Consider the following 19,818-nt stretch of genomic DNA (forward strand, 5'->3'; position numbering starts at 1 on the left):
TTGTGTAATTTTGCGTCGAATTTTAAATTAAAATACAATGGCAAGCGTTAAAAACTTGAAAAAAGAAATCAACTACGTATTAGGCGACATCGTGAACATCGTTTATGTTTGGGAAATGACTAATGGTGGAAAACCAACAGAAACTTCAGATCAATTAGTTGATACTATCTACGAAACTTTTGATTCTTTAATGACAAGAGCAAATCAAAAAGACGTTGAGAACAAAAAAGCGCATTTCAAACAAATCCGTAAGGAATACGAAGCTGCTGCTAATCAATTTGTTGCAAAAATTAACGAATTAAACTAAAAAAAAGCGATAAAAAAGTGCCAATATTTTTTGGAAATTTAATTTTCAGAACTATATTTGCACCGCAATAAAGTTCACGGATTGACTGGAAACAATTAATTAGAACTTTAGTTTTGCCGGTGTAGCTCAGCTGGCTAGAGCAGCTGATTTGTAATCAGCAGGTCGTGGGTTCGAGTCCCTCCATCGGCTCAAAAAGGAAAGTGAAAGCTTTCCTTTTTTTGTTTTTATACTTTTCTTGTTTTTTTATAAACGAATTAGAGTTTCAAAAAAAAACGACCCCGTTTTGGAGTCGTTTTATTTATTTGTTAGCTTTTCTTTCTTCCATGTGTTTGGTTAGCATTTTTCCGTATTTGGAATTGGCTACTTTTGGTGATAGTTTTTTAGCTACTTCTTCTAAATACGAAATATTTATATCCGCAATTTCAGATAAGGCAATGTAAGGTGCTACTTCATATTCGCCGTGAGTAGCTGCAAAATTAGCTGCAAAACGGTATTTTCTGATTAATAATTTTTCATATGCAGCGTCAATACTATCCGCAGTTTTTTGGTTGAAATTAAATTCGTTGTTCAGTCGTTTTTCAATTAAAGTTAAATTTTCCGTAGTGAACTTTTGATTCATTTCATTGAATTTTTGTAACAATTCGTGGTTTTTTGAACCTGTAATTTTGGCATCGGCATAAAATTGCTTTAATGTGGTTTTTAACTCCATTTTACCTGGTTCGGCGAAAAAAGGCAAGTTGTTGTCAATAGAATTGGTTTGCCCTCTATCAAGAAAGATATATAACATTTCTGGTTCGTCAAGTGCAATGTTGCTTTCAAAATTAGTGTCTTTTCCTTTGAAAATGATACTATCCAAAATTACTAAAGTAGAATCCTGAATTTTTTGGATATAAATTTTTCCTTGACTTAATCCTTTGATATTTCCGGTTAATTGTAATCCTGCAACATCGTTGTTCTCTTTGTTACAAGCGATAAAAACTAACATAATACTTGCTAAAAGCGCTAATTTCTTCATTTTATGATATAGAATTGAATTGATAAATTTTTTATTTTGGTGCAGCAATTTCCATTAATAATGCTGCTAAAAGTGCGCCATAAGTTCCAACTACATAGCCGAAAACAGCTAATAAAACACCAACACTAGCTAACGATGGATGAAATGCTGATGCTACAATAGGTGCTGATGCCGCTCCACCAACATTGGCTTTACTACCAACGGCTAAAAAGAAATAAGGTGCTCGAATTATTTTAGCAACACCAATTAATAATGCCACGTGAAATGCCATCCAAATAAGTCCAACTACTAATAAACCTGGGTTTTTTAACACGGAACCTAAGTCCATTTTCATTCCGATAGAGGCTACTAATATATAAATGAATACACTTCCAATTTTACTGGCTCCAGCGCCTTCATATTGCTTTAATGATGTAAACGAGAACGCAATTCCTAAAAAGGTAGCAATGGTTACCATCCAAAAGAAACGATCGCCAAAAGTAGACCAGAAAGAAGTTAAATCATTGACCACATCAAAATTTGCGGATAAATAAGAAGAAATACTATTACTTCCCCAATGTGATAGTCCAACTGCAGTAAACGCGATAGCTAAAATAATCATTAAATCTGTTAGACTTGGATTTCTGGTTACACCAGCGCTATAAGTTGACACTTTTTCTTTCAATTCTTCAATAGCAGAATTGTCTGCTTTCAACCATTTGTCAATTTTTTCTTTTCTTCCAATACCAAATAATAAAACGGCCATCCAAATATTGGCCACTACAATATCAACTAATACCATAGCGCCATATTTTTCTTGGTTGTATTTGAAAATCTCAAGCATTGCCGCTTGATTAGCGCCACCACCAATCCAACTTCCAGCTAAAGTTGTTAAACCACGCCAAACCGCATCAGGTCCAGCACCACCAACAGTTTCAGGTGAAAAAATGGATACAATTAAAATAGCAATTGGTCCACCTAAAATAATCCCAACGGTTCCAGTGAAAAACATTATTAAAGCTTTCGGACCTAATTTGAACATTGCTTTTAAGTCGATGCTCAATGTCATCAAAACCAATGCTGCTGGTAATAAAAAACGACTGGCTACATAATAAATGTTTGATTTTTTTGTTACCAATTCTCCGTTTTCGCCTAATTCTTTCCATTCTGGAGAAATTATATTTAAGGAACTAAAAATTGATGGTAATAAATAACACATTAATAACGATGGAAAAATGATGTAGAATTTTTTCCAAAATCCTTCTTTGATCGAAGAGGTATAGAAAACAAATCCCAATAACAACATGAGTAGTCCAAAAACTATGGTATCGTCAGTAAAAAATGGTGTAGTTTGCATGCTTTATGATTTGATGGCAAAATAAAGAAAAAATCCTCAAAATACTATCGATTTTGAGGATTTTAATGTTTTTAAGTTAAAAAAGATTAGCCTTTTAACCATGCATCACGAACTGCTTTTTTGCTGTCGTCTGTTGCGGTGTAGCCTTCTTGCTCGTCTGTTGGCATTTTTACAACGCCTTTTAGTTCCATATCTTTTCCATCACGGTTGATTTTAACTGTCATAGCATCACCGTCTTTCCAGTTCATGCTGCTCATGATTAAATCGTAGATATTGTCTAAGTTGTAATTGGTTCCGTTGAAAGCCAATACTTTATCGTTATTTTTGATTCCTAAAGTAGTCATGAATTCGTTTAGTTCAATTCCCGGTAAAATCATGATTTCTTTGGTTGAAGGATTTACCGTAATATATGGTGTTTGACCTTTTAAGAATGGATTGCCTGGTACTTTGTAAGTAGTTTCAGAAACGCCCATTTTAGCAAAGAATTCTTCGTAAGGAATTGGTGTATCACCTGCTACATATTTGTTTAAAAATTCTCCAACAGCCGGATAGGTTAATTGTGTAATTTTTCCGAATAATTCTTCATCTTTAAACGCTTTTTTAGCGCCGTATTCTTTCGATAAATCTTGCATTAAGTTCAAGATTCCTTTTTGTCCATTGCTGTTTTCTCTGATTAAGATGTCAACGCACATAGCAATTAAAGCTCCTTTTTGGTAAACGTTGTAATATTCGTCTTTATAAGGTGCGTTTAGTACGTTTTTACTCATTTTGGTAAAGCTCAAGTTGTCGTTCATTTGGCGCGATTGTAAAATTTTGCCCGACATTCTTTTGTAGAATTCTTCTTCTGAAATTAAATCTTGGTTTACTTGGAATAAATTGGCGAAATATTCGGTAACGCCTTCGTACATCCATAAATGTTCCGACATTTTTGGTTGGTTGTAATCGAAGTTGTGAATTTCCAATGAGTGAATCGTTAACGGTGTAACAATATGGAAAAATTCGTGAGAAACTACATCTTTTAATTGCTCTTGTAGCATTTCTAATCCCATCATTTCTGGCATTACTACTACAGTTGATGTTGGGTGTTCTAACGCACCAAAACCTTTAGCATCGCCAGGTTTCGCATCAGCTAAATACAATAAGATAGCGTATTTTTTAGTGGCATCAAATTTACCTAAGAAATTCTTTTGCGCACGCATCATGGTTTCCATGTTTGGCGTTATGTCTTTGGCAGTATATCTTTTATTTGGAGAATACACGCTGATAATGATTTCCATGTCATCAATCATGAATGTAGTGATATCAGGACGCGAATACATGATTGGCATATCAACCAATTCTGAATATCTTGTTGAATAGAAAACATCAGAAGTGTTGCTATTGTCTTGGTCTACCATAGCAGAAACTCCTAATAAATGCTCTGGATGCGTTACGGTTAATTTGTAAGGTGTTTCTTTTTTATTTTGGAAGTAACCCACGAAACCATGCAAATTCAATACGAAATTTTCATTGGCTAAGATATTGGTTCCCGCTGGAGAAAAGATTTCATGAACTCCAGTTCCTTCTGTATCGTAAGTATCGTTTACTAAATACGTGATTTTTGCAATTTTTTTAGCGTCATCAATTTTATATGAGTTTTCGTCTAATTTTGATACTCTTAAACTGTTTCCAGCAGTATCATAAGCTTTGAAATTTTCAATGAATCTCCCGTAATCATCTTCTGAATAGGTTCCAGGAACGATTTTTGGGACACTAAAAGTGGTGGTTTCTGTGGAGAATGTTGGAGGAACGATGGTTACTCTAACTTTGTCTTCTGTAACATTGATTAAGTCGATAGTAACATCAACTGTTTCATTTTTTTGGGCTGTTGGTGTTGTTTTACAACTCCATAAAACACTTACTAGGGCAAGTGTGAAAAGTATTTTTCTCATTTTAGTACTACTTGTTTGTATATAAGTAGCGCAATTTACTAAAATGTTACGATTATCGCTTCGAAATTTTATTGTGTGTGATTTGGCGCTGTAAGGTGCATTTGAATCTGTCGATTCCATTTGCGCGAAGTTTGGTGTGTTTAGTGGCTCTTCCTTGTACGCGTTTGCGCCACATTTTGAAACTGGATGGTTTCATTTCTCTACGCATCATTTCGATAGTTTCTTGTTCAGAAATACCAAATTGAAACGTAATGGCATCAAAAGGTGTTCGGTCTTCCCAAGCCATTTCTATGATTCTGTCGATTTGCTCTTCATTAAATACTTTCATGGTTCAAATTTCGGTAAAGCAAAAAAAAACGCTTGATAAACAAGCGTTAAATTTTAATCAAATTTATTTTTGAAATAGTATTTGCTATCTAGTTCGTCATCTTCAATAGGGTTGAATTTTACGGGTTTTGGTTTTGGTTTGCTAGCGGTTGCTTTTTTCTTCCACAATTCAAAATTGTCTTTTGATAATCGTTTGCGCATTAATTCGGTTACATCGTTTTCTACCAGTCCGAATTCTTCTTTAATCACTTCAAAAGGTTTTTTTTCCTCTTGCGCCATGCTGACAACTCTTTCTAATGTTTCGTTGTCTAATTCTGAAATTTTTCTCTTTTTCATTACCTGAAAAATTAATCTTGATTTTTTTAAAGGATTAATAATGTCAATATTACTAAAAAAATAGTTTCGAAAAACGGAAGTGTTTATTTTTTTTTAATTCTTAAAAATCAGCTGTAATTGTCTATATTTTTAGTGAATATTTATAAAATCGTTCGGAATGTTAGATTTATTCTAGCATTTTTTGGCGAAGTGCTTTTGGGTAATTGATGTTTGTAGTGTATTTGGCTGCCTTCTTTCATAAGCAATAAGCTTCCATGTGTGAGTTCGAGATTGCATTTGTACTCTTTATTTGTATGATGTTTGATTTGGAATTTTCTTGTTTCGCCTAAGCTAATCGAAGCGATTATTGGATCTCTACCTAGTTCTTTTTCGTTATCGGCGTGCCAACCGTTGCTGTCTTTTTCGTTTCGGTACAAATTGGCTAAAACGGTAGTGAAATTTTGGTTACAAATTTTTTCGATTTCGGTTTTAAGAAACATGATGCTGCTGTTCCAAGGTTTTGGATACATAGTTAAACCCGAATACGAATAAGGTTTTCCTTCATTTCCAAAAAGACAAGTTAATCGCGGTTGGAGAATTTTCTTTCCAAAAATAGTGATTTCATCGTGTTGCCAAGGCGTTTCTTCTAGTAGTTTTTGGAATAAATCATCGGCTGTTTCATTGGAAATGAAATTGGGATACCATTCAAAAACAGCATCTGGCAAATTCAAATTTATTTTTTCATTTGGGAATAAATCTAGCATGGTTAGGTATATTGGTAAGCCCAAAATAACAACGCCACTTGTAAAGGCAAACGAGCCAAACGCAAGAATTTTGGAACGCCTAAACTCGCTTTTTCATTGGCATACATATATAAATTGGCAGGAAAAATCAAAACTAACAATACACAAATTCCCCAAGCGCCATAAGATTTTGTAGCTGGAAATAGTAAAAGTATGCCAAAAACAATTTCTAATAGACCTGAAGCATAATTTAAAAAAGGTTTGAATGGAAATTGTTCAGGAATAATCTTCAAATACAATTTTGGTACTCTAAAATGGTTCAATCCTGCGATAATGTACAAAATTGCCATGAGGTATAAATGCCAAGGTGCTGTCATAGTTGATCAATTAACCCTACTAAAGTACACTTTTTATTTTCCTTTACCAAGTTTACTGTTCATAATTACGATAGCAGCAAGAATTAACAAAATCCCAAACCACTGTAATGCGATTACTTGTTCGTTTAAAATAAAAAATGCCATTAAAACAGATACAGGTAATTCTAAAGACGAAACAATACTTCCTAATCCCAATCCTGTGCTAGGAAATCCAGCATTCATTAAAATAGGTGGGATTATTGTACCAAAAAGCGCTAAAATTATTCCCCATTTAGCAAAAATTTCAAAATTAAAAGGTGTTACTTGTGTGAAAATAGCAAAGAAAAACACTACAAAAGCACCGCCTAAAAGCATGTATAAACTTCGTTGTGCCGTTGAAATTCCTAATGCAATTTTATTGGCAGTAAACATGGTTGTGGTAAAAGAAGCTGCAGCTAACATTCCAAAAACCAATCCTTTCCAGTCTAAATTGATTTCGCTATTGAGTAAGTTGGTTGCCAATAAAGTTCCGATCAAAACAATCAATACTGAAATTATTTTTTGGTTGGAAGGTCTTTTTTTATCTAAAAACCATTCCAATAAAACGCCCATCCAAACGGTTTGCATAAGAAGCACAATAGCAATGGAAACATCGATAAAGCTTACGCATAAATAATAGAAAACACTGGTCATGCCTAGCGAAGTTCCTGCTACCATTAATTGGAAAATGTTTTTGGGAGTAGCTTTTACTACTTGGTTTTTGTTTCTAGTTTTTTGGAATAAATTGATTAGTAACATACCAAGTATTCCATATACAAATTGGGCTGTGGTTACTTCAGCTGTGGTGAAATCTTCTTTATAGGCTAGTTTTACAAACGTGGCTAGCATTCCATAACTGGTTGCTCCTAATCCTACTAAAAAAACACCTTTTATTATATTGTTGTTCGACATGTCAAAAATTTTAGGGGCGCAAAGATAGGGAAAAAGAAGATAGATTTTAGAGGTTAGATTTTAGAAGATAGAAGTTAGATATAGGATTTAAGATTAACTTTCTGCAATTTCTTTAATTGTAGCCAAACCTTTTCCAAATGTTTCATTGAAATAGTCCCAATATTGTTCTGCAATATCCATTTCCACTGTAATGATTGTACTTCCGTTTTGCTCTGTTAAGGTGTAATTTTCTTTGGCACCTGTCCACGCTTTGGCTTCTTCGTCTAAAGGTTGTTCTTCGAAATTTTTTAGATTGCCAATATGTGTGAAATGCATTTTTTCATTTGGAACAAGCGTTGTTAATTCGCTGTACATGCCGTCACCATTTGGCGTTAAAAAATGTACTCGTTCACCTTGTTTCCATGAAGATTTCGCATAAGAACCTTCGCAGAAAGCGGCTGTCCATTTGCGGTAATTCTCGTCTGTCCACATGGCGTTCCAAACTTTTTCTTTGGGTGTTTTTATTGTGATGGTGAAGGTTTGTTGTTTCATTAGACGTTTTTTTAGTTTTGATTTTCTATAAATTGTTTTAAAGTAATTGAATGTTTTTATAGGTTTTGAAATTATTTAATCAAATATAAGAAATACTTAGTAAATGTATCTTTTACCAATTGGTCAAAAATGAGTAACTTAGCAACATCAGGAGTAATTCATTTTAATGTTATGAAGTTTTTATTTTCTTTATTATTTGTTTTGTTTTCTTCACTTGCTGTTTGCCAAAAAGTGGAAATCACGTTTAAAAGCGTAAATCAAGATTCAATTTTTAACTATTTGGCAAAATATAAAATTTCGTACGATTTGGATGATTTGGCAATTTTGAAAAATATTAAAGTTTTTAGTAATTACTCTGTAACCGAGCGATTAGCCGTACCTGAAGCTTATTTTTTTAATACAGATGGTTTTTTGCTTAAGAATAAAAATAAAGGGGTAAGCTGTGGTGCTACTGTAAAAGATTTATCTAAAATAATAAAAAGTAAGATTGATTCTAATCAAAGGCTTTCTAATTGGTTTGATGAACTTACTTTTTTAGGAAACGAAACTTTTCTTTCGGAAAAGTATGATCTTTATATACTTATTAATTGGGCTCTTTTTTTGGATTCCTATAACGAAACATCATTTAATTGGTATCGTTCATTAAAAGAAAAAAAAGATTTAAAAATTAAAGTGATTTTGGTTAATTTGGATGTACAAGAAAGTTGGGATTTAACAGAAGGGCAAAAACAATTTTTAGGGATTTAAGTCAAAATATAAAACCTACAAGGAATTTAAATCCTTGCAGGTTTCATTTAGTTAATTATAAGATTCCGAAACAATTTCAGAGTAACAATCTTCTTACTTCAAAGTTTCAAAACTTCTCTTAACAAAAGCCGTTAACTCTTCTCCTTTTAATAAACCTTGCGAAAGTTTGGCTAAATCTAAGGCTTGTTTTACCAAGTCTTTTTGAATGTCTTCTGAACTGTTTAAAATGTTGGTTGCTAATTCCGAATTGGTATTTACAACTAAATTATACATTTCTGGAAAGTTGCCCATGCCAAACATCCCGCCGCCGCCAGACGCACTCATTTCTTTCATTCTACGCATGAATTCGGGTTGGGTAATGATGAATGGTGCTGCATTGCTGTCTAAATTTTCTAGTTGTACGGTATAGTTTTCTTTTGGAACTACGGTTTCAATTGACGTTTTTAGTTTTTCTTTTTCGTCATCTGATAATTTAGAAATGGTTTCTTCTTCTTTCTGAATTAGTTTGTCGATATGGTCCGCATCTACACGAGCAAAAGTTAGATTTTCATTGTCTGCTTCTAATTTTTGGATTAAATGCGATACAATTGGAGAATCTAATAACAATACTTGATAGCCTTTTTCTTTGGCAATATCAATGTAGCTGTGCTGTGCGTCTTTGTTCGAAGCGTAAAGCACAACTAGTTTTCCGTCTTTGTCGGTTTGGTTGTCTTTTAAGGCTTCTTTTAATTCTGCTAACGTATAATATTTGTCTTCAGTTGTTGGATATAAAACGAAATCAGCTGCTTTTTCGTAGAATTTTGATTCCGAAAGCATTCCGTATTCCAATACTACTTTGATGTCGTTCCATTTTTGTTGGAAATCTTCTCGGTTCTCGTTGAATAACGATTTCAATTTATCCGCTACTTTTCTAGTGATGTAATTTGATATTTTCTTTACATTTCCATCGGCTTGTAAGTACGAACGCGATACATTTAATGGAATATCTGGCGAATCCACAACTCCTCTCAACATCATTAAGAATTCAGGAACAATTCCTTCCACATTATCCGTTACATACACTTGATTTTGGTACAGCTGAATTTTATCTTTCTGAATTTGTAAATCGGCTGATAATTTTGGGAAATACAAAATTCCTGTTAAGTTGAACGGATAATCCACATTCAAATGGATGTTGAATAACGGTTCGTCAAATTGCATTGGATACAATTCACGGTAGAAATTTTTGTAATCTTCAGCTGTTAAATCACTTGGTTGTTTGGTCCAAGCTGGATTTGGATTGTTGATGATGTTATCTACATCAACGTATTCGGTTTTGTAATCTTCTGGTGCATCTTCTGGTTTTGGAAGCGCTTCTTTTTTCGTTCCAAATTTAATCGGAATCGGCATGAATTTGTTGTATTTGGTCAACAACTCACGAATTTTAAATTCTTCCAAAAACTCTACCGAATCATCCGCAATATGAAGAATAATTTCTGTTCCTCTCTCGGTTTTATCATGAGGTACTAAAGTAAATTCCGGACTTCCGTCGCAGGTCCAATGTACGGCTGGTTCGTCTTTGTATGATTTTGTGATGATTTCTACTTTCGAAGCCACCATAAAAGCGGAGTAAAATCCTAACCCAAAGTGCCCAATGACACCTGAATCTTTGGCTGAATCTTTGTATTTTTCTAAGAATTCTTCCGCTCCTGAGAAGGCGATTTGGTTGATGTATTTTTCTACTTCATCAGCGGTCATTCCTAAACCTTGGTCGATGATGTGTAGTTTTTTACCTTCTTTATCAATTTTGATTTCAATCATTGGATTACCATATTCCACTTTGGCTTCTCCAATACTGGTTAAATGTTTTAATTTTAAAGTAGCGTCGGTTGCATTAGATACTAACTCACGAAGGAAAATTTCGTGGTCGCTATACAAGAATTTTTTGATTAAGGGAAAGATGTTTTCTACAGAAACATTAATTTTTCCTGATGCCATTTTTTAAAATTTTTAGTTAAACAATTTGTTGAAATTTGTTGTTCAAAACCAATACCAAAGTTGTTGAACTGACAAAATGACGTAAAAATAATAACTTCAATAGTGCTCGTTTTTATGCGTATCTTTGTTAGACTAATTAAATTAAGTGTACTATGAAGAAAATTGTAATGTTTTTTTTACTATTAGGTTTATGTGCTTGTAAATCTAATCCAACAACAAGTTTGGATAAAAAAGCAGAGGTTGCTATTAAGGGTACATGGGAAATCACCTCTGTAAGTTATCCGGGCTCTGATGTAATTTCGGTGAATTCATTTGAAATTGCTGATTCCAAATGTTTTATTGGTAGTAACTGGAAATTTGTATCGAACAATAATACGGGTACAATGGCTATTCAGAAAAGGGATTGTCCTTCGTTTAGCTCGCCAATTACTTGGTATATTAACAAAGAAGGTAATTTTGTTATGAAAGTATTGAATGCCGGTGAAAAAGCTAAGCGAGTAAGAGAAGGTTATGTGTTAAGAGTAGCTAATCAAACTGCGACTTCTTTTCAATTGGTAGATAGAATAGTTGTTGGGGGAAGCTCAGCGGATGTGGTTTATCAATTTGTTAGAGTTAACTAATTTTAAAATTTAAATTATGAAAAAAATAAGTGTTTTATTACTTGTGTCGTTTTTATTTAGTGGATTACTTTCTAGCTGTGATGCTACAAAGAATGCTAATCGCACCCAAAAAGGAGCGGCTATAGGTGCTGTTGCTGGTGCTGTCGTTGGCGGTGTTTTAGGAAATAACTTAGGTAAAGGCGGTAATACCGCTTTAGGAGCTGTAATTGGTGGTGTTGTTGGTGGCACTGTTGGTGGTGTTATTGGAAATAAAATGGACAAACAAGCTCGTGAAATTGAACAAGCGCTACCAGGTGCTGAGGTAAATAGAGTAGGAGAAGGAATTGTATTAGTTTTAGGAGAAAATGCCGTTCTTTTTGATACTAACAAATCAACATTAACATCATCAGCTAGGGCAAATTTAGATAAATTGATTCCTGTTTTTGAAAGTTATTCTGATACTGATATTGTGATTTACGGCTATACAGATAGTACAGGTAGAGTAGCTTATAATCAAACATTGTCAGAGCAACGCGCCGCATCAGTACGTTCCTATTTGGTAAGCAAAGGATTAAAAACAAGTAGAATAAAAACGAAAGGAATGGGCGTAAATGATCCAATAGCAACTAATGAAACTGTGGAAGGAAGGAGTAAAAATCGCCGTGTAGAGTTTACTATAACCGCAAATGAAAAGATGATAGAAGATGCTAAAAAGGAAGTGGAAAATTAAATGTTTTTAAATAAAAAATCCTTAGAAAAAAACATTCTAAGGATTTTTTAGTTTTGGGTTGGTAATTTATTTTTAATAATATTCATTAAATTTATAAACAATTCCTGCTGTTACATTATAAGTAATTCCAGTAAATGAATTTACAGCATCTGTATAAGAGAAACTTCCATCAAAATTATAATGTTGTGAAATATTAAATATTACAGAGGTATCAACGGTGAAGTACAAACCATCAGTTATTCTAAATCTTGGAGTTAAACCAGCAATAATATTTACTAGATTATCATTGCCCGCATTGTAAGATGATTTTACTAATGAGTACCCAGCACCTGCGTGCGCAATTAAGTTAAAAAAATCTTGACTACTAGCTCTAGTAGTTAATGTGGTTATGTTAGCTGTTCCTTGTAGTGAAAAACGAGTTATATCAATTCCTGTTTTTTCTTCAAATAAAGGATTATCTGTTCTAAATTTATCTGAACCAAAATCTACTTTAATTCCATAATGCTCGTCAAAATCATAGGTGATTCCGGCGCCAAAGTGAGAAAAACCATTGATGTTAGGTTCCATTACTCCATTCAAACCGTAATTGAATTCAATTCCATATTGTGCAAATGAAGATGTCGAGAATGACAATAAAGTCAGCGTAAATAGTAATTTTAAGGTTTTTTTCATTTTATTTTTAAGTTCAAATTTGGGGACTGCAATATAGTTTTGTTTTTTTTAATTTTAAAAATAAATTTTAAAAAATTTTTTGTCATTAAATTATTCTTTTAATTTGTTGTTTTATATTATGCTTCAAGTAAAAAATATTTCATTTTCCTATACTACCGAAATCACAATTTCTTCGGTTGTTTTTACTTTAGCTAAAGGTCAAAATTTAGCTGTAATTGGTGAAAGCGGTTGTGGAAAAAGCACGTTGTTGAAATTAATTTACGGCTTACACGACTTAAATCAAGGCGAAATCTTTTGGAATGAAACCCAAGTTTTAGGACCCAAGTTTCATCTGGTTCCTGGAATGCCATTTATGAAATATTTAGCACAAGATTTTGATTTAATGCCTTTTATTACCGTTGCAGAAAACGTTGGAAAATACCTTTCTAATTTTTATCCTGAAGAAAAAAAAGCTCGAATTGCTGAATTATTGGAAGTAGTTGAAATGTCCGATTTTGCTACTACCAAAGTAAAATTTCTTAGTGGGGGACAAATGCAACGGGTAGCTTTAGCTAAAGTTTTAGCACTCGAACCCGAAGTTTTATTATTAGACGAACCTTTCAGTCATATTGATAATTTTAGAAAGAATAGTTTACGAAGACGTATTTTTTCATATTTGAAGTCCAAAAATATTACTTGTGTTTTGGCTACTCATGATATTCACGATTCGTTATCGTTCGCTGATGAAATTTTGGTAATGAAAAATGGAGCAATTGAAGCTAAAGGAACTCCAAAAGCTGTTTTCCAAAATCCTTCTTCTTTTTATACTGCTTCCTTATTTGGTGATGTTTCCGTTTTAAAAATGAACGGAACAACAAAGTTTATTTATCCATACCAATTTCAATTGGTTCCAAATTCAGGTATACAAGTTGAGGTTGTGCAATCGTATTTCAAAGGCAGTCATTTTTTGGTAGAAGGGAAGTTCGAAAATCAAGCGGTGTTTTTTGAAAGTTTGATGGAATTGTCTTGTGGTAAAGTTGTTTTTTTGGAAGTGAAAGAAGAGTAACATCCCCCTAACCCCCTTCAAAGAGGGAAAAGTTAGCATGATATTTAAGAAATTATGAGAAATAAAATTATCCCATATAATCCAAAGTTAAAAGAGTTAGCTAGAGAATTGAGAAAAAATAGTACACCTGCAGAAATTGTTTTTTGGAAAATGGTAAAGGGAAAAGCTTTGGGTGTAGAGTTCCATAGACAAGTTCCAATGTTAAATTATATAGTCGATTTTTATTGTCACGAAATTGGTTTGGCAGTTGAACTTGATGGGTCTATTCATGATAATGCTTTTTTTGAAGATGCTAAAAGGCAAGGAGACTTAGAACAGCAAGGGGTTACTTTTTTAAGATTTTCAAATGAAGAAGTAATTCATTATAGTCATCATGTATTGAATGAATTGTCTGTTAAAATTTTAGAATTGAATAGTGATTAGAATGAGTTCCCCCTTTGAAGGGGGTTAGGGGGATGTTTTTTAAAAAAAAAAGACCTTCAAACAAATCGTTCAAAGGTCTATTTTCTAATTTCTATCTTCTATTCTCTTTTCCTAATTTTTCAAATGTTTTTCCAAGAATTGATCTTGTTCCCATAACAAATGCAAAATATTTTCTTTCGCTACATAACTGTGTGATTCTTTTGGTAAAATTACCATTCTCACGGGTGCTCCTAAACCTTTTAACGCTTGGAAATAACGCTCGGTTTGTAACGTAAATGTTCCAGGATTGTTATCGGCTTCGCCGTGGGTTAATAACATTGGCGTTTTCATTTTTTCTGCATTCATAAATGGCGACATCCCGTTGTAAATTTGTGGTACATCCCAATAATTTCTTTGCTCACTTTGGAATCCAAATGGCGTTAACGTTCTATTGTACGCACCACTTCTAGCAATTCCACAAGCGAATAAATTGGAATGCGTCAATAAGTTAGCCGTCATGAAAGCACCATAGGAATGTCCGCCAACCCCAACTTTACTCTTGTTAATATAACCCAATTGATCCACCGCATTAATCGCAGCTTCGGCATTGTTTACTAATTGCTCAATGAATGTGTCATTTGGCTCTGATGTTCCTTCTCCAATGATTGGAAAAGCCGCATCATCTAAAACCGCATAACCTCTAGTTACCCAATATACAAAAGAACCGTAGTAAGGAAACGTAAATTCATTTGGATTTTGTGTGCTTTGTCCAGCACTATTTTTGTCTTTGTATTCTCTCGGATACGCCCAAATTAACAACGGTAATTTCTTGTCTTTTTTGGTTCTATCATAACCTGCTGGTAAATATAATGTTCCAGATAAAGTAACGCCGTCTTTTCTTTGGTACGTAATCACTTCTTTATGCACATTTTTCAAACTCTCAAACGGATTTTTGAAGGAAGTAATTGGTGTTAATTTCTTTGATTTCAAGTTTCTGTAATAGTAGTTTGGATATTCGTTTTTCGATTGAATCATGACCAAAACATCTCCTTTTTTCAAATCTTCGATTGACATTAAATCTTCTTTTCTGTCTTTCATGTTTGAAGTGTACAAACGTTTGGTTTTTAATGTGCCAAAATCAAATTCATCAATGAAAGGGAATTGTCCTTCTTTGGTATGACCAGCGCCAATTAAATACCCTTTATTGTTTTCAATAGCGATTACATATCTTCCAAATTCATTTTTCTTCATTTCGAAATTACCCGGGTCAGAATACACATCTTGAGAATTTCTGTCTTCAATGATTTTCGGAGCCATTGCTGGATTGGAAGGATTAATTAAATAGGCTTTAGTATTTCTAGTATCGTACCAACTATCCATTACAATAGCAAAGTTGTTGTTGCCCCACATTACACCGCCGTAACGTTGCGGGATTTTCATCAAACTTTTTGGTGCTTGATTAAATGGTGCTTCCCAAAGGAATAGTTCATCACGAAATTCCACTTTATTTGCTTGGTCGCCACCATCAAGTGCTTCTACGAAATGTAACGTTGCAGGTTGGTCCGCTCTCCAACCCATACTTCTTTTTCCTGTTCTTGTTGAAGAGAACCCTTTTGGCATAATTTCGCTCAATGGCACTTCATTTACTACTTTGATTTCTTTTCCATTACTGTCATAAATAGTAGTTTTTTGTGGAAAACGACTTAAGGGAACAATATAAGAAAACGGTTTTTCAATAGTCGTAATCATCAAATAATTACCATCTGGTGAAAACGTTTCACCTGCATACATTCCAGCAGTTTTGAAGTTTTTTATTGAACCGTTTAAATCAACTGTTTTCAATTCAGAAGTTACCAATGCTTCAAAATTAGCTTCATCTGTTTTGTTTTTCAATAAATCTTGATACGTTCTGTTTTGAGAAACTTTTCCTTCACTTTCCGAAACAATTGGTCCTTTTGGTAAGTCCCTTTTCTCGTCGATTAACTTAGGTTTATTGGCAGGAATTACACGAATCAACAATTGCTGACTGTCTTTCATCCAACTGTATGGATTGCCTAAATTGGCATTCAAATTATCGGAAGTTATTTTTTTGGCTTGCGCTGTGGCTACATCAATTGTCCAAAGTTCAATACCATTTGCAGTAGTATTGGTAAACGCGATTACTTTCTCGTTTGGAGCCCAACTAACATTTGTGATTTTTGCATTCTCAGGCAATCCTTTTACTTGAATTTCGTTTTTATCTTTTACTTTTCTAATTTTTAAGTTATTGATATACGTAACCGTACTAGAAATATTAGTAATTGGGTTGATTCGTAAACCGCCCAAACGCATTTCTTCTTGGTTTAAATCGTCTAAACTTTTGTAAGTGTTGCGGTAGCTTAAAAGCATGTATTCCTTTTTGGTATCCATAGATACACTTGGTGCTCTTTCGAAATCCGCTAGTTCTAAAATTTCTTTTGGAGGTTTTTGGTACGTTACATTTTCTTGTGCTATTCCAATGTAACTCAAGAACAACAAAGAAACCGATGCAATAATTTGTTTCATATATTAGTTGATTTATTTAAAGGTCTAAAAATAATTTTTTCTGAAGGATAAACTCTATATTTTTTGTTAAAAGTTGGTTGCGTTTTTTGATAAATTTTCAATTTTCAGAGTATAATTTATTGTATCTTTAAAATTCGTAAATTTGCGGACTAATATTTCTATTATGTATCATTCTAAAATTACAGGACTAGGCTATTATGTCCCTGAAAATATAGTTACCAATGATGATTTATCAAAAATCATAGATACCAATGACGAATGGATTCAAGAGCGAACGGGCATTAAAGAACGTCGCCATGTGAATTCTTTGGAAGACACCACAACTTCAATGGGTGTAAAAGCAGCTGAAATGGCTATCGAACGCTCAGGATTAACCAAAGACGACATTGATTTTGTAGTTTTTGCTACGTTGAGTCCCGATTATTATTTTCCTGGACCAGGTGTTTTGGTACAACGCGATTTGGGATTGAAAACCGTTGGCGCTTTAGATATTCGTAACCAATGTTCGGGCTTTGTTTACGGAATTTCGGTGGCTGACCAATTCATCAAAACAGGTATGTACAAGAATATTTTGGTTATTGGTTCTGAAGTGCATTCTCGTGGTTTGGATTTTACGACTCGTGGTCGTGGAGTTTCCGTAATTTTTGGTGATGGTGCTGGAGCAGCCGTTTTATCAAGAAGTGAAGATGTTACCAAAGGAATTTTATCCACACATTTACATTCAGAAGGACAACATGCCGAAGAATTGGCTTTAATTGCACCAGGAATGGGAAAACGTTGGGTTACTGATATCATCAAAGATAACGACCCAAATGACGAAAGTTATTATCCGCATATGAACGGACAATTTGTGTTTAAAAACGCGGTTGTTCGCTTTAGTGAAGTGATTAACGAAGGTTTACAAGCCAATAATTTACAGGTTTCAGATATCAATATGTTGATTCCGCATCAAGCGAATTTGCGAATTTCTCAGTTTATCCAACAGAAATTCCGTTTGACGGATGACCAAGTGTTTAATAACATTCAGAAATACGGAAATACAACTGCAGCGTCTATTCCAATTGCGTTAACCGAAGCTTGGGAACAAGGAAAAATCAAAGAAGGCGATTTGGTAGTGTTAGCGGCTTTTGGCTCTGGATTTACTTGGGGAAGTGCTATAATCAGATGGTAGATTTTAAAAGCTGGGAGTTTTGAGTTGGAAGTTTGATAATAGGTCAATTTTTTGTCATTCCGCCAAAGTAGGAATCTCCTACGGAGTAGGCTTCCATTTGAGCGAAGCGAAAACATACTAAAGCGGTTCATTAGAATCGCTTTTTCTTTTTTTCAAAAACTTCTAACTTCTAACCTCTAACTTCCAACTTCTTATTATATTTGCACCTTCAAAAAATAAGGAAAAATGACATTACAAGAAACACTAACAACACACATCCAGCAAGCAGTTCAAAATGTATTTGGTTTAACTATCGAAAAAGTTGAATTTCAAGCTACTAGGAAAGACTTTGAAGGTGATGTAACTATGGTTGTTTTTCCCTTAGTAAAAGCTTTAAAAGGCAATCCTGTTGAAATTGGAACTCAAATTGGAAATTATTTAGTTGCCAATACCATTGAGGTTGAAAAATTCAATGTAGTAGCTGGTTTTTTGAACCTAGTTATTGCGGATGCTTTTTACATCAATTTCTTCAATACAATCAAAGACAACGAAACTTTTGGTTTTGTAAGTTCAAAAGAAGGAGAAAAAGCCGTAATGGTAGAATATTCTTCGCCTAATACCAATAAACCTTTGCATTTAGGTCATATTCGTAATAATTTATTGGGCTATTCGGTGGCTGAAATTATTAAAGCTTCTGGAAAAAAAGTATATAAAACCCAAATCATCAACGATAGAGGCATTCATATTTGCAAATCGATGTTGGCTTGGCAAAAATTCGGAAACGGACAAACGCCTGAATCCACTGGATTAAAAGGAGATAAATTGGTTGGGAATTTTTATGTAGAATTCGACAAACAATACAAAAAAGAAATTTCAGAATTAATCGCTCAAGGAAAAACGGAAGAAGAAGCTAAGAAATTAGCACCGTCCATTTTGGAAGCACAACAAATGTTACGTAAATGGGAAGCTGGTGATGAAGAAGTTGTTGCTTTATGGAAAACCATGAACCAATGGGTTTACGATGGTTTCGAACAAACCTACAAAAACTTAGGTGTTGATTTTGATAGCTATTATTACGAATCGAATACCTATTTACTTGGAAAAGAAGTGGTTCAATTTGGTCTGGAAAAAGGCATTTTCGAGAAAGATCCTGATGGTTCGGTTTGGATTGATTTGACCGAAGATGGTTTGGATAGAAAAATCGTTTTACGTTCAGACGGAACAGCGGTTTACATGACGCAAGATATTGGAACGGCAATCCAACGTGTGAAAGATTTTCCTGATGTTGGTGGAATGGTGTATACCGTTGGTAATGAGCAAGATTATCATTTCAAAGTATTATTCTTAATCTTGAAAAAGTTAGGATTTGATTGGGCAGATAGCTTGTATCATTTGTCTTACGGAATGGTGGAATTGCCTTCAGGAAAAATGAAATCTCGTGAAGGAACGGTAGTTGATGCGGATGATTTAATGGTAGAAATGACCACAACTGCACAAACGATTTCAGAAGAATTAGGAAAATTAGAAGGCTATTCCAACGAAGAAAAAGCGACTTTGTACAAAACCATCGGTTTAGGTGCTTTGAAATATTACATGTTGAAAGTAGATCCGAAGAAACAAATGCTATTCAATCCTGAAGAATCAGTAGATTTTAATGGAAATACAGGACCATTTATTCAATATACTTTTGCCAGAATTCAATCGATTTTAAGAAAAGCGGATTTTGATTATAAAAATGTAGTTTCGAGCGAAATCGAGATACACGAAAAAGAAAAAGAACTAATCAAGCAAATGCAATTGTTTCCAGATGTGATTCAAAGTGCAGCAGCCCAACATAGTCCAGCTTTAATCGCGAATTATACGTATGATTTGGTGAAAGAATTCAACTCGTTCTACCAACAAGTTTCAATTCTAGGAGAAGAAAATCTGGATAAAAAAGTATTCCGAGTACAATTAGCAAAATCCGTTGGAAATACGATTAAAAATGCTTTTTCGTTGTTAGGAATAAACGTTCCTGAGAGAATGTAAGGCGAAGTACGAAGTTGGGTGATAGGTAATTGGTAATAGGTGATGGGTTGATTTCGTGTCATTCCGATGCAAGAGGAATCTCCTAAGAAGTTGGTTGCCATTTGAGCGAAGC

20 protein-coding genes and 1 tRNA gene are annotated in these 19,818 nt (G+C 33.9%); 9 read left to right on the forward strand and 12 right to left on the reverse strand.

The window, feature by feature from the left end:
• Window positions 1-37 precede the first annotated feature (37 nt).
• Together DPN68_RS03185 and DPN68_RS03190 are read left to right on the forward strand one after the other, a co-directional pair.
• On the forward strand, window positions 38-307 hold the full coding sequence (locus tag DPN68_RS03185; RefSeq protein WP_113988149.1) for a hypothetical protein: 270 nt from the start codon (window positions 38-40) through the stop codon (window positions 305-307).
• Window positions 308-422: 115 nt separating this feature from the next.
• Window positions 423-496: transfer RNA gene (locus DPN68_RS03190), tRNA-Thr, on the forward strand.
• A gap of 109 nt (window positions 497-605) precedes the next feature.
• On the opposite strand, the gene DPN68_RS03195 is transcribed toward DPN68_RS03190, so the two are convergent.
• From DPN68_RS03195 to DPN68_RS03235, 9 genes are all read right to left on the reverse strand, one after another.
• Window positions 606-1,322, reverse strand: coding sequence for a DUF4369 domain-containing protein (locus DPN68_RS03195; RefSeq protein ID WP_113988150.1), 717 nt, complete (start codon window positions 1,320-1,322; stop codon window positions 606-608).
• Between the two features lie 31 nt (window positions 1,323-1,353).
• Window positions 1,354-2,658 carry a DUF819 family protein gene (locus DPN68_RS03200; RefSeq protein WP_113988151.1) on the reverse strand — a complete coding sequence of 435 codons (1,305 nt, stop codon included), beginning with the start codon at window positions 2,656-2,658 and terminating at the stop codon, window positions 1,354-1,356.
• A gap of 86 nt (window positions 2,659-2,744) precedes the next feature.
• On the reverse strand, window positions 2,745-4,589 hold the full coding sequence (locus DPN68_RS03205; protein ID WP_113988152.1) for a M61 family metallopeptidase: 1,845 nt from the start codon (window positions 4,587-4,589) through the stop codon (window positions 2,745-2,747).
• A gap of 52 nt (window positions 4,590-4,641) precedes the next feature.
• The gene (locus DPN68_RS03210; RefSeq protein WP_113988153.1) at window positions 4,642-4,917 is read right to left on the reverse strand and encodes a TIGR03643 family protein; all 276 of its coding nucleotides are present in this window, start codon (window positions 4,915-4,917) and stop codon (window positions 4,642-4,644) included.
• A gap of 53 nt (window positions 4,918-4,970) precedes the next feature.
• Complete coding sequence (locus DPN68_RS03215) at window positions 4,971-5,252, reverse strand: TIGR03643 family protein (protein ID WP_113988154.1); 282 nt, start codon at window positions 5,250-5,252, stop codon at window positions 4,971-4,973.
• A gap of 140 nt (window positions 5,253-5,392) precedes the next feature.
• The gene (locus DPN68_RS03220) at window positions 5,393-5,995 is read right to left on the reverse strand and encodes an alpha-ketoglutarate-dependent dioxygenase AlkB family protein (protein WP_113988155.1); all 603 of its coding nucleotides are present in this window, start codon (window positions 5,993-5,995) and stop codon (window positions 5,393-5,395) included.
• 2 nt (window positions 5,996-5,997) lie between these two features.
• Complete coding sequence (locus DPN68_RS03225) at window positions 5,998-6,351, reverse strand: DoxX family protein (RefSeq protein WP_113988156.1); 354 nt, start codon at window positions 6,349-6,351, stop codon at window positions 5,998-6,000.
• Window positions 6,352-6,384: 33 nt separating this feature from the next.
• Complete coding sequence (locus DPN68_RS03230; RefSeq protein ID WP_113988157.1) at window positions 6,385-7,281, reverse strand: EamA family transporter; 897 nt, start codon at window positions 7,279-7,281, stop codon at window positions 6,385-6,387.
• 93 nt (window positions 7,282-7,374) lie between these two features.
• Complete coding sequence (locus tag DPN68_RS03235; RefSeq protein ID WP_113988158.1) at window positions 7,375-7,812, reverse strand: SRPBCC family protein; 438 nt, start codon at window positions 7,810-7,812, stop codon at window positions 7,375-7,377.
• A 129-nt stretch (window positions 7,813-7,941) separates the two neighbouring features.
• On the opposite strand from DPN68_RS03235, the gene DPN68_RS03240 reads away from it, so the two are divergent.
• A complete protein-coding gene (locus DPN68_RS03240) occupies window positions 7,942-8,559 on the forward strand; it encodes a hypothetical protein (protein ID WP_113988159.1) in 618 nt (205 codons plus the stop codon).
• 93 nt (window positions 8,560-8,652) lie between these two features.
• Here DPN68_RS03240 and htpG read toward each other — a convergent pair whose 3' ends face one another.
• Window positions 8,653-10,536, reverse strand: a complete 1,884-nt coding sequence (gene htpG / locus DPN68_RS03245; RefSeq protein ID WP_113988160.1) for a molecular chaperone HtpG — start codon at window positions 10,534-10,536, stop codon at window positions 8,653-8,655.
• A gap of 152 nt (window positions 10,537-10,688) precedes the next feature.
• Between htpG and DPN68_RS03250 the strand changes: the two genes are divergently transcribed.
• Together DPN68_RS03250 and DPN68_RS03255 are read left to right on the forward strand one after the other, a co-directional pair.
• Window positions 10,689-11,156, forward strand: a complete 468-nt coding sequence (locus tag DPN68_RS03250) for a lipocalin family protein (protein ID WP_113988161.1) — start codon at window positions 10,689-10,691, stop codon at window positions 11,154-11,156.
• Window positions 11,157-11,172: 16 nt separating this feature from the next.
• Complete coding sequence (locus DPN68_RS03255) at window positions 11,173-11,865, forward strand: OmpA family protein (protein ID WP_113988162.1); 693 nt, start codon at window positions 11,173-11,175, stop codon at window positions 11,863-11,865.
• A 72-nt stretch (window positions 11,866-11,937) separates the two neighbouring features.
• On the opposite strand, the gene DPN68_RS03260 is transcribed toward DPN68_RS03255, so the two are convergent.
• Window positions 11,938-12,537 (reverse strand): hypothetical protein, encoded by a 600-nt coding sequence (locus tag DPN68_RS03260; RefSeq protein WP_113988163.1) that lies wholly within the window; start codon window positions 12,535-12,537, stop codon window positions 11,938-11,940.
• Window positions 12,538-12,655: 118 nt separating this feature from the next.
• Between DPN68_RS03260 and DPN68_RS03265 the strand changes: the two genes are divergently transcribed.
• A complete protein-coding gene (locus DPN68_RS03265; protein WP_113988164.1) occupies window positions 12,656-13,582 on the forward strand; it encodes an ABC transporter ATP-binding protein in 927 nt (308 codons plus the stop codon).
• 54 nt (window positions 13,583-13,636) lie between these two features.
• On the forward strand, window positions 13,637-14,005 hold the full coding sequence (locus tag DPN68_RS03270; RefSeq protein WP_113988165.1) for an endonuclease domain-containing protein: 369 nt from the start codon (window positions 13,637-13,639) through the stop codon (window positions 14,003-14,005).
• Window positions 14,006-14,116: 111 nt separating this feature from the next.
• On the opposite strand, the gene DPN68_RS03275 is transcribed toward DPN68_RS03270, so the two are convergent.
• Window positions 14,117-16,528, reverse strand: coding sequence for an alpha/beta hydrolase family protein (locus tag DPN68_RS03275; protein ID WP_113988166.1), 2,412 nt, complete (start codon window positions 16,526-16,528; stop codon window positions 14,117-14,119).
• 163 nt (window positions 16,529-16,691) lie between these two features.
• Here DPN68_RS03275 and DPN68_RS03280 point away from each other — a divergent pair, with 163 nt between their 5' ends.
• Together DPN68_RS03280 and argS are read left to right on the forward strand one after the other, a co-directional pair.
• Window positions 16,692-17,699 carry a 3-oxoacyl-ACP synthase III family protein gene (locus tag DPN68_RS03280; RefSeq protein ID WP_113988167.1) on the forward strand — a complete coding sequence of 336 codons (1,008 nt, stop codon included), beginning with the start codon at window positions 16,692-16,694 and terminating at the stop codon, window positions 17,697-17,699.
• 225 nt (window positions 17,700-17,924) lie between these two features.
• Window positions 17,925-19,706 carry an arginine--tRNA ligase gene (gene argS / locus DPN68_RS03285; RefSeq protein WP_113988168.1) on the forward strand — a complete coding sequence of 594 codons (1,782 nt, stop codon included), beginning with the start codon at window positions 17,925-17,927 and terminating at the stop codon, window positions 19,704-19,706.
• Window positions 19,707-19,818 lie beyond the last annotated feature (112 nt).

Origin of the sequence: Flavobacterium tibetense, from assembly GCF_003293845.1 — a bacterium.
Lineage (GTDB): Bacteria > Bacteroidota > Bacteroidia > Flavobacteriales > Flavobacteriaceae > Flavobacterium > Flavobacterium tibetense.

Bases quoted from the DNA above. Each gene is read 5' to 3' on its own strand.
- DPN68_RS03210 (WP_113988153.1), bottom strand. From the start codon at position 4,917: ATGAAAGTATTTAATGAAGAGCAAATCGACAGAATCATAGAAATGGCT.
- DPN68_RS03225 (WP_113988156.1), bottom strand. From the start codon at position 6,351: ATGACAGCACCTTGGCATTTATACCTCATGGCAATTTTGTACATTATC.
- argS (WP_113988168.1), top strand. From the start codon at position 17,925: ATGACATTACAAGAAACACTAACAACACACATCCAGCAAGCAGTTCAA.
- DPN68_RS03270 (WP_113988165.1), top strand. From the start codon at position 13,637: ATGAGAAATAAAATTATCCCATATAATCCAAAGTTAAAAGAGTTAGCT.
- DPN68_RS03240 (WP_113988159.1), top strand. From the start codon at position 7,942: ATGAGTAACTTAGCAACATCAGGAGTAATTCATTTTAATGTTATGAAG.
- DPN68_RS03250 (WP_113988161.1), top strand. From the start codon at position 10,689: ATGAAGAAAATTGTAATGTTTTTTTTACTATTAGGTTTATGTGCTTGT.
- htpG (WP_113988160.1), bottom strand. From the start codon at position 10,536: ATGGCATCAGGAAAAATTAATGTTTCTGTAGAAAACATCTTTCCCTTA.
- DPN68_RS03265 (WP_113988164.1), top strand. From the start codon at position 12,656: ATGCTTCAAGTAAAAAATATTTCATTTTCCTATACTACCGAAATCACA.
- DPN68_RS03255 (WP_113988162.1), top strand. From the start codon at position 11,173: ATGAAAAAAATAAGTGTTTTATTACTTGTGTCGTTTTTATTTAGTGGA.
- DPN68_RS03235 (WP_113988158.1), bottom strand. From the start codon at position 7,812: ATGAAACAACAAACCTTCACCATCACAATAAAAACACCCAAAGAAAAA.
- DPN68_RS03195 (WP_113988150.1), bottom strand. From the start codon at position 1,322: ATGAAGAAATTAGCGCTTTTAGCAAGTATTATGTTAGTTTTTATCGCT.
- DPN68_RS03275 (WP_113988166.1), bottom strand. From the start codon at position 16,528: ATGAAACAAATTATTGCATCGGTTTCTTTGTTGTTCTTGAGTTACATT.
- DPN68_RS03280 (WP_113988167.1), top strand. From the start codon at position 16,692: ATGTATCATTCTAAAATTACAGGACTAGGCTATTATGTCCCTGAAAAT.
- DPN68_RS03185 (WP_113988149.1), top strand. From the start codon at position 38: ATGGCAAGCGTTAAAAACTTGAAAAAAGAAATCAACTACGTATTAGGC.
- DPN68_RS03200 (WP_113988151.1), bottom strand. From the start codon at position 2,658: ATGCAAACTACACCATTTTTTACTGACGATACCATAGTTTTTGGACTA.
- DPN68_RS03205 (WP_113988152.1), bottom strand. From the start codon at position 4,589: ATGAGAAAAATACTTTTCACACTTGCCCTAGTAAGTGTTTTATGGAGT.
- DPN68_RS03230 (WP_113988157.1), bottom strand. From the start codon at position 7,281: ATGTCGAACAACAATATAATAAAAGGTGTTTTTTTAGTAGGATTAGGA.
- DPN68_RS03260 (WP_113988163.1), bottom strand. From the start codon at position 12,537: ATGAAAAAAACCTTAAAATTACTATTTACGCTGACTTTATTGTCATTC.
- DPN68_RS03220 (WP_113988155.1), bottom strand. From the start codon at position 5,995: ATGCTAGATTTATTCCCAAATGAAAAAATAAATTTGAATTTGCCAGAT.
- DPN68_RS03215 (WP_113988154.1), bottom strand. From the start codon at position 5,252: ATGAAAAAGAGAAAAATTTCAGAATTAGACAACGAAACATTAGAAAGA.